Source organism: Microbacterium sp. Beta (assembly GCF_005502545.1).
GTDB lineage: Bacteria > Actinomycetota > Actinomycetes > Actinomycetales > Microbacteriaceae > Microbacterium > Microbacterium oxydans.
In genome coordinates this window covers 158,665-170,951 of sequence record NZ_SCOG01000005.1, presented here as the reverse complement: position 1 = coordinate 170,951, position 12,287 = coordinate 158,665, and the positions used below count along the sequence as shown (strand labels likewise).

The following is a 12,287-nucleotide window of genomic DNA, read 5'->3' as shown; positions in this document are numbered from 1 at the left end:
GGGATCAGACCTCGAGGTCAGCCGGCGGCGGGCGGGGTCTGCTTCGACTCGGCGAGCTCGTCGACCACGAGACCGCGCTGCTCGATGGTGCCGTTGCGATACGCCTGCCGTCCGACCATGTGCGCCGAGAGCGGAGCGGTCGCGAACTGCATGAGCACCACCGGGGCGACCAGTACGAACCCGAGCAGGATGCCGCCGATCGAGCGCTGCGACAGCGCGATGGCGATGCAGATGAGGAGCAGACCGAGTACCTGCGGCTTGGTCGCCGCGTGCAGTCGCGAAGGCACATCGCGGAAGTGCAGCAGCCCGACCGCAGCCGACAGGCACAGCACGGCGCCGAGCAGGATGAGCACGAGCACCGCCACGTCGATGACGGCGTCGGGGATCATGAGACCGAACACGTTCATGGTGTCGTGTTGTCCCTTCTCGCGACGAAGCGGGCGACGGCGATCGAGCCGAACACCCCGATGGCCGCGATGATCAGGAGCACCGGGATGTTGCGGGTGTGACCGTTGATGGCCATCTCCGCACCGATCACGCACATCACCTCGGTGAGGAGCACGTCGGAGGCCACGGCCCTGTCGAGGATCGACGGCCCGCGCACGATCCGGATCAGGGCGAGCACGGCGGCGATGCCGAACACCACCATGATCAGCAGCAGGAGAATGTTCATCGGGCACCGCCCTTCGTCAGTCCGAGGCCCGCACGCTCGTCGGCCTTGAGGGCACGATACTGAGCGGGGTCTCCGAGCGCACGCACGACCCGCTGCTCCCAGCGCAGCACGCCCGCACGCTGCCTCTCCACGTCGTCGAGGTTCCGGACGCCGATCACGTGCAGGTACAGGATCCGGCGGTCGCGGTCGGTCTCCACGACCAGCGACCCGGGGATCAGAGACGACACGACAGCGACGTGCGTCATGACGAGGTCGTCCGCGTAGCGCAGCGGCACCGCGATGATGGCCGTCCCCGGCTGTCGGCGGAAGTCGAAGACCTGCACGGTGACCGAGAGGGCGCCGCTCAGCACGGCGAACAGGAACTGCACCACGAAGAGCGCCGCGTACCAGAGGTTGATCCGGCCGGAGAGCGCGACGGTCGGCAGGCGGAACACGCGGGTGACGAAGATCGCGACGACGAGTCCCGTGAGGAACGACAGCACCGTGAACTGCGCCCACAACAGCATCCAGAGCACGACGAGCCACGCGAGGAACGGCAGCTGCACGCGGATGTCGCGCCACAGGTGACGCCGGGTGTCACGCGCCATCAGCCCACCTCGTCTTCCAGTTGCACGAGGCTCACGGGCTGCAGCAGTCCGGCGCCGATGCGGTCGCAGAGGGCGTACAGGGGACCGGCGAACACGGTCAGAGCGAGGGTCACAGCGACCATGCCTCCGGTCGCGAGAGTCATGATCTTCGGGATGCGGCGACGCTCCTGCTGCTCGTCGGCGGCGGGGGCGTTACCCAGGTAGGAGATGCGGCCCTCGGTCTCGGTGGAGTCCTCCTCCTCGCGCCAGAAGGCGAGGTTCCAGGCGCGCATCAGCGCGTACAGCGTCAGCAGCGAGGTGATGATACCGCCGAAGATCAGCACGATCATGATCGGAGTTCCGACGGAGGCCGCAGCTTCGAACAGCGCGAACTTGCCGATGAACCCCGAGAAGGGTGGCAGGCCGCCGAGGTTGATCGCGGGAACGAAGTACAGCACCGCGATGACCGGGGCGACCTTCAGCAGCCCCTTGACCCGCAGGATCGACGTGCTTCCCGCTCGGCGTTCCACGAGCCCGACGGCGAGGAACAGCGTCGTCTGCACGACGATGTGGTGAACGATGTAGTACACCGTCGCGCCGATAGCGGCGGGCGTCGCTATCGCGAGCCCGAAGATCATGTAGCCCACGTGGCTGACCAGCGTGAACGACAGGATTCGTTTGAGCTCTGCCTGCGCCACGGCGCCGAGCACTCCGACGATCATGGTCGCGAGCGCGATGATCAGCAGCAGGGTGTCGATGCTGTTCGAGGCGAAGAGCTGCGTCTCGGTGCGGATCAGCGCATACACGCCGACCTTCGTCAGCAAGCCGGCGAACACGGCGGTGACCGGGGCCGGAGCGGTCGGGTACGAGTCGGGCAACCAGAACGACACCGGGAAGATGGCAGCCTTGATGCCGAAGGCCACCACGAGCATCAGGTGCAGCACCAGCTGCGTCTCCTGGGGGAGCTCCGACATCCGCTCGGCGATCTGGGCCATGTTGACCGTGCCGAGCGCGCCGTAGATCATGGCGATCGAGGCGAGGAACAGGATCGACGAGACCAGCGAGACGACGATGTAGACCGCACCGGTGCGGATACGGGACTCGGTGCTGCCCAGCGTGATCAGCACGTAGGAGGCGACGAGCAGGATCTCGAATCCGACGTACAGGTTGAACAGGTCCCCGGCGATGAAGGCGTTGAAGATACCGGCCGCGAGGATCAGGTACGACGGGTTGAAGATGGAGATCGGCGTCTCGTCGGTGCCGTCCGCCGCACCTTGGCCGATGGAGAAGAGCAGCACCGCGAGCAGCACGATGCTGGAGATCAGCACCAGGAGCGCGGCGAGCCGGTCGACATAGAGCACGATGCCGAACGGAACGGGCCATCCGCCGACCGACACCGCGAGCGGAGCACCCGAATCGACGACGACCAGGAGCACGGCGGCGATGATCGAGACGGCGGCGAGGGTGGCGACGGTGACGACGACCTGGAGGCGCGCGTTCCGGCCGAACACGAGAGTGACGGCGGCACCGAGCAGTGGCAGTGCGACGAGGAGGGGGACGAGGGCGGTCATGGCCTGCCCTCCTCGTTCTCGTCGTGGTCATCGGGTTCGTCGGGGCGCGGTTCTCGACCCTCGTCCGCAGCAGAGGGTTCGCTCCCCCAACCGGTCGGAGCGTCATACGGCGCATCGTCGTGGATGGAGGGGTGGTCCCGCATGTGCAGCACCGTGATCGGCGCGGTCTGCACGCCGACGAAGTCCGTGGTCGCCTCGTCGTCGTCCGTCTCGGATTCGTCGTCCATGAGGTCTTCGTCGGCATCGGTGCGCTCGCGCAGGGCGATGTCGGCCTCGTCGTCCTCGACCGTGTCGGCCTGTCCGAGCTGCCAGGAGCGATAGATCAGTGCGAGGAGGAAGGCCGAGACCGCGAACGTGATCACGATAGCCGTGAGGGTGAGCGCCTGCGGGAGGGGGTCGCTCATCTCGCCCTCGGTACCGAAGAACGGGGCGTTGCCCGGCACGCCCATCACGATCAGCAGCAGCAGATTGGTGGCGTTGCCGAGCAGCAGGAAGCCGATCAGCACGCGGGTCAGGCTGCGCTCCAACATCGCGTAGACACCGCATGCGAAGAGGATGGCCATGATGACGATCAGGGTGAGGGAGACGTCCATCAGCTGCTCCTCCCGCCCCGCGAGAGGAATCCTTCAGGACCGGGCGTGGTGCGCAGGGCGGCCTGACGGTCGACCTCGGCCCCGAGGCTGCGGAGCACGTCGAGCACGAGTCCGATCACGACGAGATAGACGCCCACATCGAAGATGGTCGACGTGACGAACTCCATGTGTCCGATGAGCGGGATCTCCCACTCCCAGAACGTGCTGGTCAAGGGGGCGAGGCCGAAGAACAGGGGCACCACGGCCGTGCCGACGGCCAGGATGAGGCCGGTGCCGAGGAGGCGTCCCGCGTCCGTCGGGGCCGCGGCTCCCAGCTCCCAGCGACCGCCGGCGATGTAGCGCATCACCAGCGCCATACCCGCGACGAGACCGCCGGCGAACCCGCCACCCGGCAGGTTGTGCCCGGAGAACAGCAGGAAGATCGACACCACGATGATCGTGTGGAACAGGATGCGGACGATCACCTCGAGCAGGATCGACCTGTTCTCGGGCTTCATCTTCTGGCCGCCGACGAGCCATGCCCGCGGGCTGCTCTCGTTCTCGGACGTCTGGAAGCGGATGCCCTCGGTCGTCTCGACGAGGGGGCGGCTGCGCGCGGCCTTGCGCGTGGCTCGCGGCAGGTTCTTGGTGGCGGCCAGCAGATCGGCGCGGTGCGTGACGAACACGAGGGAGGCGACGCCCGTCGCGGCGAGCACGAGCACCGAGAGCTCGCCCATGGTGTCCCAGCCACGCAGGTCGACGAGCGCCACGTTGACGACGTTCTTGCCGTGGCCGATCTCGTACGCGAGCTTCGGGAACGCCTCTGAGATCGGGTCGGCGACGCGGGACTGGGTGGCGACGACGGCCACGAAGGCCATCGTGACGCCCACGCCGATGGCCAGCAGGGCGCGGGGGATGCGCCCGACCGAGGCGTTGTGCTCGCCCATGCGCGCGGGAAGACGACGCAGCACGAGGGCGAAGGTGACCATCGTGACCGTCTCGACCAGGATCTGCGTGAGCGCGAGGTCGGGGGCGCCGCTCGTCGCGAAGAGCACGACCATTCCGAGTCCAGTGACCGAGACCAGCACCACGCCGGTGTAGCGCTTGCGCGCACGGACCGCGAAGATGCCGGCGATCGCCATGATCGGCGCGACGGCGATCTGCGCCGGGGTGTGCCAGAGGGACAGGTTGTACCGATCGATGTCGCTCGCGATCAGCGCCGTGACCTCGGCGGCGACGAACACCACGAAGATGGTGCCGACGTACACGGGCAGCGAGCCGCGCTGCGTGAGCGTCGTGCTGAGCACCGAGAGACGGTCGACGCCGCGCATGACGAAGTAGTACACGTCGGCCGCGGTGAAGCGCAGGATGCGAGCCTTGCGGTCCCAGGCGGTCCTGCGGGTGAGCAGGAACAGCCCGATGCCGAGCAGGATCGACAGGATCGAGATGCCCAGCGCCGGTTCGAAGCCGTGCCAGAGCGCCAAGTGGCCAGGGCCCTCGACGGCTTCCCCGGAGTGATCGAGGCCGGGGGTCGCCGTGAGGGCGTATCCCTGCAGAGCGGTGTCCAGGGCGGGAGCGCCGATGCCGGTGGCGAGGGTGACCCCCGCGAGGATGATCGGCGCGGACAGGAAGCCCACCGGCGGATCGGGCCATGCGGTGTCGGGAAGCTGCTGGCCCTGGTCGTCGCGCTTCTTCCAGAACGCACCCCAGAGGAAGCGCACGCCATATGCCGCAGTCAGCATGGAACCGAGGACGATCCCGATCAGCGCGACGAGACCCCAGGCGGAGCCGCCCTGCGCGTCGTCGAGGAGCGCGGTGAGCGTCGATTCCTTGGCGACGAAGCCGATGGTCGGGGCGATACCCGCCATGGAGGCGACGGAGATGAATGCCGCTGTGGCCATAACGGGCGCCTGCCGACCGACACCGGAGAGCTCGTTGATGTCACGGGTCGACAGTTGGCGGTCGATCACACCGACGATGAGGAACAGCGCCGACTTGAACAGCGCGTGGCCGATGACCAGGGCGAGACCGGCGAGGGCGGTCGCCTGCGTGCCGTAGCCGACGACGATCGCGAAGAAGCCGAGCTGGCTCACGGTGCCGAAGGCGAGGATGCGCTTGAGGTCGGTCTCCCGAAGCGCCTGGATTCCGCCGAGCAGCATCGTGACGATGCCGAGCGTGATGACGATCGGTCGCCATGTCGTGCTGAACGCGAAGATCGGGGCGAAGCGGGCGATCAGGTAGATGCCGGCCTTCACCATCGCGGCCGCATGCAGGTAGGCGCTGACCGGGGTGGGTGCCGCCATGGCACCCGGAAGCCAGAAGTGGAAGGGGAACAGCGCCGATTTGCTGATGGCCCCGATCAGGAGCATCACGATCGCGGCGTCGATGAGCGGCCCACTGGGCGCGAGCTCGAGGATCTCGCGGATGCTCGAGGTGCCCGTGTCGACGACGAGCAGCACGACGCCGACGAACATCACGAGACCGCCGAGCGTGGTCACGAGCAGCGCCTGCAGTGCGGCACGACGGCTGGCAGCGCGCCGACGGTAATGGCCGATGAGGAGGTAGGAGAGGATGCTCGTGACTTCCCAGAACATGACGAGCATCACGAGGTCGTCGGTGAGCACGAGCCCGTACATCGCCCCGGCGAAGCCGAGCAGGACACCGGCGAACTGGCCGACCCCCGCGGAGTCCTCGTAGAAGTACCAGCGGCAGTAGAGGAGCACGAGCGCGCCGACGCCGGTGACGATCAGCGTGAGCACCCAGCCGAGCACGTCCATGTTCATGGAGAGGTTGAGTCCCAGCTGCGGGATCCACTCGACCGATTCGAACGGGACGGGGCCGTCGAGCACCCGCGGCGTCATGACGAGCGCGTGCACGAAGGCGGCTGCCGGAACGAGGGCGGCGATGGCGAAGGCCTGAGCTCCGAGCCAGCGCACCAGAACGGGCATCAACAGCGACCCGAGGAGGAACACAGCGAGGAGCATCAGCATATACGCGGCTCCCTCAGGGCTCGTCGGCCTTTTCGGCACAGGCGGGCGGGTGTCAGACCAGTTTACCGGCGCGAGAGGTTCCTGCGGTCCACAGTTGCACGATCGTGCGAGAGTTGGCCCATGCGGCGGGTCTGGGTGCGAGAGCTCGCGGGCTGGTCGGGAGCACTGGTCGTGGCGGTCATCACCGTCGCTCAGGTGGCTTCATCCGCCCGCGCTGAGCTGCTGTTCCGAGACGGAGATTCCCTGGTCGTGGGTATGTTCGCTCGGTCGCTGCTCTCCGGCGCACCGCTCGACTGGGCGATGTCGAGCGTACTGTTCCTGCCCGAGTCCGCGGTGTTCTCCGGGCTGGACGCCGCGCTCGGGCTCGATGTGAACGGATTGCTCACGGTGAATGCCGTGGTCAACATGCTGGCCCTCTACGGTGCACTCCGCGTCGCCGTAGGGCGTCGGCGGGACAGGACAGCCCCCGTCGCATGGGCGCTGCTCGGGATGGGCACCTTCGCGATCCTCGCCATGACCGATCTCTCGGGGTCCCGAGACGCCCTGGAGCTGGCCTCACTGCTGCTGACGACCACCTACTACGCCGCCACCGTGGTCGCCGTCGTCCTCTGTGTGGGACTGGTCCGTCGTGTGCTCGACCGAAGCGCCGGAGGTATCGGCGCACTGATCGCGCTCGGGGCGATCGCCGCCGTGTCGACGCTCTCGAATCCCCTCTTCGCCGCCTGGGCCACGGTTCCGCTCTCGCTGCTGCTCCTCGTGATGCTCCTTCGCCCGCCACGACGAACACGCACCGCAACGATCCTCGTCGTGCTGGTCATCGGCACCGCGCTGGGCTTCCTCGGACGCATTCCGCTTCGGGCATGGATCGCCAACACCGGTGCCGGCTACATCCAGCCCGAACTCTGGACGGAATCCGCGGGCTACTACGGGGGCCTTCTCCTCGACCGCCTTGCGACGCCCGCAGGGATCTTCGGAGTCGTGGTCGTGGTGGCTCTGGTCGGCTGGGCGATCGCGAACACGGCACGCGTCGGAGACACCGGCTCCCGTTTCGTCGCCACGGTCGCGTGGGCCATGCCCGCTCTCGTCCTGGTCGGGGCGATCGCCCTCGGTACCCACGCCGCCCGTTACCTGCAGCCGCTCGCGTTCGGACCCGTGCTCGTGATCGTGGCCGCTCCCCATATCCCGCGGATGCCCGCCCGGGCACCCCGTGCCCTCACGGCCACCGCGGCCGTGCTCCTGCTCGTGGGCGGGGCGCTGAGTGTGCCTCGGCTCGTCGCGGCGAGCACGACGCCCGACCCCGATCTCACCTGCGTGACCGACTGGGTCGATGCCTCGGGCCGCATCGGCGGAGGACAGTTCTGGACCGTGCGGCTGCCGAAGCTGCATGTCGCCGATCCCCGCCACCTCGTGCAGGTCGATCACGAGCTCAACGCGTACGCATGGTTGGTGAACCGCGAGGACTTCGACGTCGACGGAGTCTCGTTCCTCGTCGAGGACTCCCAGACCGTCGCGTGGCAGCTCTCCACACCGGCGATACCCGACGATGTCGTCGAGTGCGGGCGATATCGCATCCTCGACTTTGGCGAACGCGTTCTGCCGCTCGGCTCACAGCACAGCTGAGCACTCGGCGAGGACGCCGCTAGCGCGGGACGGGGCCCGTCGTGGTGCCGGCCCGGAACGCGCAGGTGAGGTGCTGCGTGCTCCCGGGTTCGCCACGCAGCATGCGGGCGATCTGCTCCCCGGCAGCGCGCCCCTTCTCGACCGCGGGCTGCACGCTGGTCGTGAGCGTGAGATCGCCGAGTCCGTCGACCTCGATGCCGTCGAAGCCCGCGACGGAGAGATCTTCGGGCACGCGGAGACCCAGCTCCTCGGCTGCGCGGATGACGCCGACCGCAAGCAGATCGCTCTGCGCGAGCACGGCCGTGGGTCGAGTGGCCGGGTCGGTCAGGAGCATGCGGCCGACCAGCACGCCCTCATCGATGAAGCTGCCGGACGCCGAGATCGCCGGCGCATCCGGGAAGACCTGACGCATCCCCTCGAGACGGTGCCCTGAGACGTCGACGGTCGCTTTCTCGACCCGTTCGGGCGTCACCAGCGCGCGCTCGCGCTCGCTGTCGAGCGAGAGGGTGACCAGCGCCACGTCCCGGTGCCCGAGGTCGTAGACGTGCTGGGCGACGTCAGCGGAGGCTGCGACGTTGTCGAGGGTGATGCGCGGGATGCCCTCTCCGGCGTCGCCTTCGATGACGACCACGGGCAGTCCGCGGCCGAGGACCACTTCGAGCGAGGCCTTCGTGCGCCCGGAACAGCCGATGAGCACGAAGGCGTCGACGGGGGCGTTGGTGATGGCTGCACCCTCCTCCCCCGGCTCGTCGCGCATGAGGAGGATGCCGGCGCTCAGGTCGGCGAGCCCGTCGGTGAGGCCGTCCATCATGGCGGTCGTCACGGGATCGAGGAATGCTGCACGCAGATGCCCTTCGAGCACCACGGCGACGATGCCACTGCGTCCTCGTCGCAGCGAGGCCGCACGAGGGTCCGGCCCCGCATAGCCGAGATCGGCTGCGGCGGCGAGGACGCGCTCCCTCGTGGCGGCGGCCACGTTCGCCTTGCCGCTGAAGACGACGGATGCGGTGGAGGTCGCCACGCCCGCCTCACGTGCGACGTCGGCGATCGTGGGCCGACGCGGCGTCTCCTGGCTGCTCATACTTCGAGGATAGCTCCCCGCGCTTCCCTACGGTCGAATCGATTCGATAGGCTGTCCGGCATGGAAACAGCCCTCTCTCGTTCGCAGTTCGTGCGCTGGCGCGCGGCGATCTTCGCCATCTTCCTCGCGAGCGGCCTCTCGATCGCGACCTGGGCGTCGCGCGTGCCCGGGATCAAGGAGGCGCTGGGACTCGACAACGCGCAGGTCGGTCTGATCCTGCTCGGCATGGGCATCTCGTCCATCCTCGGCATCTCGACAGGCCCCGCGGTGATGGCACGTCTGGGCGCCCGGCGCGGGATGCTCCTCACGATGCTGACGTTCGCGCTCGGCATCGTGCTGGTCGGCCTGGGCGCGAACGTGTTCGGTTCCGTCCCCGTCGTCATCGTGGGCATGGTGCTGTTCGGCTTCGGCAACGGGTCGGTCGACGTGATGATGAACGTCGAGGCGACCGCGATCGAACAGCAGATGGGCAAGACGATCCTGCCGGTCTTCCATGCCTTCTTCAGCTTCGGCACCGTCATCGGTGCGGGGATCGGCGCTCTCGCCGCGCAGCTCGCCGTCGACGTCGCGACCCACGCCGCGATCATGGGCGGGCTGATCGCCGTGATCGCGATCGTCTGCTTCTTCCAGGTCCCGGTGCGCGAGGCCGCCCTCGATCCCGCGGCGCATGAGAAGCCGGCCTTCCGCGTCCGCATGCACACGGCGCTCGAAGCGTGGCGCGAGCCCCGCACCTACCTCATCGGTGTGGTCATGCTCGGCATGTCTTTCGCCGAGGGCGGAGCCAACGACTGGATCGCCCTGGGCACCGAACAGGGTCACGGCTTCGCCGAGGGCACCGGAGCCGTATCCCTGGCCGTGTTCTCGGTCGGCATGACCGTCGTGCGCCTGTTCGGCGGTCCCCTCGTGGATCGCTTCGGCCGCGTCCTGGTCCTGCGCATCCTCGCTGCGACCGCAGCGTCGGGCATCCTGCTGTTCATCCTCGCCCCCACCTTCCCGCTCGTGCTGGTCGGAGCCGCGCTGTGGGGAATCGGCGCATCGCTCGGCTTCCCGCTGGGCATGTCGGCGGCGGCAGACGACCCCGCCAAGGCCGCGGCCAGGGTGAGCGCGGCCGCCACGATCGGCTACATCGCCTTCCTCGGCGGCCCGCCGGTGCTCGGAATCATCAGCGAGCACATCGGTCTGCTCAACACGCTGTTCATCCTGGTCGCGCTGGTCGTGATGTCCGGGCTGTTCTCGGGTGCTGCGCGTCCGCTCCGCGACGACGAGAAGAGCTCGGTCGCGACGGTCGCACAGGGCTGAGCATCAGTCGTCGCGGCCGCGTACGAGCGCGGCCGCATGCGACCGACTGCGTGCGCCGAGCTTGGTGAGCACGTTCGAGACGTGCGTCTTGACCGTGGGGACCGAGATGCGCAGTCGCGCGGCGAGCTGGGCGTTCGACCACCCCTGCAGGATCCCGTCGAGCACGTCCTGCTCCCTGGCCGTCAGCTCGACCATCCCCTCGCGGTGCCTGACCGGTGCCGGCATGGCGGCGATCTCGGCGACGGCGGCGAGCGCTCGTCGCGTCACACGCGGATCGAGCGCGCCTTCGCCCGCCGCGATCGCCCGCACGGCCCTGCCGAGCGTGGGGGCGTCGACCGTCTTGAGGAGGAAGCCGACGGCGCCTGCGCGGATCGCCCCGAACACCAGGTCGTCCTCGTCGAAGCTCGTGAGCACCAGCACGTCGCTCAAATGGCGCTCGACGATCTCCGCCGTCGCCGATATCCCGTCGCGTCCCGGCATCCGCAGATCCATCAGGACCACGTCGGGACGCAGCGCCGCGGCGTTGCGGACGGCGACGTCGCCGTCCGCCGCTTCGCCGACCACCGTGATCCCCTGCGCCTCGAGCATGATGCGCAGCCCCGCCCTGATCGCGCCGTGGTCGTCCGCGAGCAGCACCGTCGGCTCGCTCATGCCGCTGCCTCCGTCGGGATGCGACCTTCCACCGACCATCCACCGGCGACCGGACCGGCAGTGAAGGCGCCCCCCAGCGCGGCGACCCGTTCCCTGAGCATCTGCAACCCCCAGCCCCCATCCGCGGATGCGGACGCTCTGCTCGGCGAGCCACCCCTCGAACGCACCTCGACCCGCACCTCGAGACCGCTCCTGCGGATGATGACGTCGACCTCGGCGCCGCTGGCGTGACGGATGCAGTTGTTCAGTGCCTCCCGCACGATGCGGATGACGGCCTGCTCGAGCGCGGAACCGACATCGTCCACGTGATCGGCGACGAGTCGCACCGTGAGTCCCGCGCGTTCCGCCTCCTGCACGATCCCCTCGAGGTCCCCCCACCGCGGCGAGGACGCGGGACTGCCCTCACCGCGACGGAGCACGGAGATCATCGATCGCAGCGCCGCATGGGCATCGAGACCTGCATCACGCACGGCCTGCAGCGCTTCGCGGTCCCGCGGAGGATCGGGCGGCGTCGACAGGGCGGCCTCCGCGCGGATCGCCATCGCCATCACATGACCGGCCACCACGTCGTGCAGCTCGCGCGCCATGGTCTCGCGCTCCCGTTGCACCGCCTCCACTCGGTCGCGCTCGGCGACGGCTGCGGCATGCTCCGCCCGCTGCCGGTGCAACTCCGCGAGCTCGTGCGCTTGGGAGACCGCCACGGCCCACCAGTAGTCGGTGCCGAAGATCGCTCCGAACTGCACTCCGATGAGGAACGCGACCGGGAACGACACATCGGTGAGCAGCCAGGCGCAGAGGAAGAGGACGACGGTCGCCGCCCCCAGCAGCACCAGCAGCATCCTTCGCCCGCGGGAATCCGCCAGGAAAGCGGCCGTCCACAGGACGTCCAGGAGCACCACGAGGGTCCCGAGGCCACCCACGGTGAGCAGGTCCGCGACGAACAGCAGGGAGACGAGCACGAGCACGGTCACCGGCATGCGCCGCTTGAAGAGGGCGAGCGCACAGGCGGGAAGGGCGAGCACCAGCGCCCACCACGGCGACAGGGGCTCCTGCGGGAGCGAGAACGGCCCCCAGATACCCCGGAATCCGAAGGCCGCCATCACCACGGCGAAGATCGCCATGCCCAGCGGGTCCGCCCACCAACGGTGCCGGCGGTACCAGGCGCCGAATCCGCCTTCGACCTGCTCGTGCATGCCCTCATGCAATCACGACGGCCGCCGCCGCGCATCCGACGAAGGGATGAGTGGTTCTGCGGAGACGGTAC

Annotated in this window: 11 protein-coding genes; 2 read left to right on the top strand and 9 right to left on the bottom strand. The window is 68.6% G+C overall.

Annotation, left to right across the window (positions count from 1 at the left end):
* Positions 1-17 precede the first annotated feature (17 nt).
* From mnhG to FFS56_RS07610, 6 genes are read right to left on the bottom strand one after another with little or no spacing between them, the layout of a single operon-like run.
* Positions 18-407: a monovalent cation/H(+) antiporter subunit G gene (gene mnhG / locus FFS56_RS07635; protein WP_046748040.1), complete on the bottom strand. Its 390-nt coding sequence runs from the start codon at positions 405-407 to the stop codon at positions 18-20.
* A complete protein-coding gene (locus FFS56_RS07630) occupies positions 404-673 on the bottom strand; it encodes a monovalent cation/H+ antiporter complex subunit F (protein ID WP_021200077.1) in 270 nt (89 codons plus the stop codon). The genes mnhG and FFS56_RS07630 overlap by 4 nt, the downstream gene beginning before the upstream one ends.
* Positions 670-1,260: a Na+/H+ antiporter subunit E gene (locus FFS56_RS07625; RefSeq protein ID WP_046748039.1), complete on the bottom strand. Its 591-nt coding sequence runs from the start codon at positions 1,258-1,260 to the stop codon at positions 670-672. The genes FFS56_RS07630 and FFS56_RS07625 overlap by 4 nt, the downstream gene beginning before the upstream one ends.
* A complete protein-coding gene (locus tag FFS56_RS07620; protein WP_045262651.1) occupies positions 1,260-2,810 on the bottom strand; it encodes a Na+/H+ antiporter subunit D in 1,551 nt (516 codons plus the stop codon). Before FFS56_RS07620 ends, FFS56_RS07625 begins: the two co-directional genes overlap by 1 nt.
* The gene (locus tag FFS56_RS07615) at positions 2,807-3,403 is read right to left on the bottom strand and encodes a Na(+)/H(+) antiporter subunit C (RefSeq protein WP_046748038.1); all 597 of its coding nucleotides are present in this window, start codon (positions 3,401-3,403) and stop codon (positions 2,807-2,809) included. The genes FFS56_RS07620 and FFS56_RS07615 overlap by 4 nt, the downstream gene beginning before the upstream one ends.
* A complete protein-coding gene (locus FFS56_RS07610) occupies positions 3,403-6,372 on the bottom strand; it encodes a Na+/H+ antiporter subunit A (protein ID WP_058630901.1) in 2,970 nt (989 codons plus the stop codon). Before FFS56_RS07610 ends, FFS56_RS07615 begins: the two co-directional genes overlap by 1 nt.
* Positions 6,373-6,492: 120 nt before the next feature.
* Here FFS56_RS07610 and FFS56_RS07605 point away from each other — a divergent pair, with 120 nt between their 5' ends.
* On the top strand, positions 6,493-7,992 hold the full coding sequence (locus tag FFS56_RS07605; RefSeq protein ID WP_046748036.1) for a hypothetical protein: 1,500 nt from the start codon (positions 6,493-6,495) through the stop codon (positions 7,990-7,992).
* Between the two features lie 19 nt (positions 7,993-8,011).
* Here FFS56_RS07605 and FFS56_RS07600 read toward each other — a convergent pair whose 3' ends face one another.
* Complete coding sequence (locus FFS56_RS07600; protein ID WP_127011464.1) at positions 8,012-9,073, bottom strand: LacI family DNA-binding transcriptional regulator; 1,062 nt, start codon at positions 9,071-9,073, stop codon at positions 8,012-8,014.
* A gap of 60 nt (positions 9,074-9,133) precedes the next feature.
* Between FFS56_RS07600 and FFS56_RS07595 the strand changes: the two genes are divergently transcribed.
* Positions 9,134-10,372 (top strand): MFS transporter, encoded by a 1,239-nt coding sequence (locus FFS56_RS07595; protein WP_046748034.1) that lies wholly within the window; start codon positions 9,134-9,136, stop codon positions 10,370-10,372.
* A gap of 3 nt (positions 10,373-10,375) precedes the next feature.
* Here FFS56_RS07595 and FFS56_RS07590 read toward each other — a convergent pair whose 3' ends face one another.
* Positions 10,376-11,023, bottom strand: coding sequence for a response regulator transcription factor (locus tag FFS56_RS07590; protein ID WP_046748033.1), 648 nt, complete (start codon positions 11,021-11,023; stop codon positions 10,376-10,378).
* On the bottom strand, positions 11,020-12,216 hold the full coding sequence (locus FFS56_RS07585) for a histidine kinase (protein WP_127011463.1): 1,197 nt from the start codon (positions 12,214-12,216) through the stop codon (positions 11,020-11,022). The genes FFS56_RS07590 and FFS56_RS07585 overlap by 4 nt, the downstream gene beginning before the upstream one ends.
* Positions 12,217-12,287: the final 71 nt, after the last annotated feature.

Bases quoted from the DNA above. Each gene is read 5' to 3' on its own strand.
- mnhG (WP_046748040.1), bottom strand. From the start codon at position 407: ATGAACGTGTTCGGTCTCATGATCCCCGACGCCGTCATCGACGTGGCG.
- FFS56_RS07630 (WP_021200077.1), bottom strand. From the start codon at position 673: ATGAACATTCTCCTGCTGCTGATCATGGTGGTGTTCGGCATCGCCGCC.
- FFS56_RS07625 (WP_046748039.1), bottom strand. From the start codon at position 1,260: ATGGCGCGTGACACCCGGCGTCACCTGTGGCGCGACATCCGCGTGCAG.
- FFS56_RS07620 (WP_045262651.1), bottom strand. From the start codon at position 2,810: ATGACCGCCCTCGTCCCCCTCCTCGTCGCACTGCCACTGCTCGGTGCC.
- FFS56_RS07615 (WP_046748038.1), bottom strand. From the start codon at position 3,403: ATGGACGTCTCCCTCACCCTGATCGTCATCATGGCCATCCTCTTCGCA.
- FFS56_RS07610 (WP_058630901.1), bottom strand. From the start codon at position 6,372: ATGCTGATGCTCCTCGCTGTGTTCCTCCTCGGGTCGCTGTTGATGCCC.
- FFS56_RS07605 (WP_046748036.1), top strand. From the start codon at position 6,493: ATGCGGCGGGTCTGGGTGCGAGAGCTCGCGGGCTGGTCGGGAGCACTG.
- FFS56_RS07600 (WP_127011464.1), bottom strand. From the start codon at position 9,073: ATGAGCAGCCAGGAGACGCCGCGTCGGCCCACGATCGCCGACGTCGCA.
- FFS56_RS07595 (WP_046748034.1), top strand. From the start codon at position 9,134: ATGGAAACAGCCCTCTCTCGTTCGCAGTTCGTGCGCTGGCGCGCGGCG.
- FFS56_RS07590 (WP_046748033.1), bottom strand. From the start codon at position 11,023: ATGAGCGAGCCGACGGTGCTGCTCGCGGACGACCACGGCGCGATCAGG.
- FFS56_RS07585 (WP_127011463.1), bottom strand. From the start codon at position 12,216: ATGCACGAGCAGGTCGAAGGCGGATTCGGCGCCTGGTACCGCCGGCAC.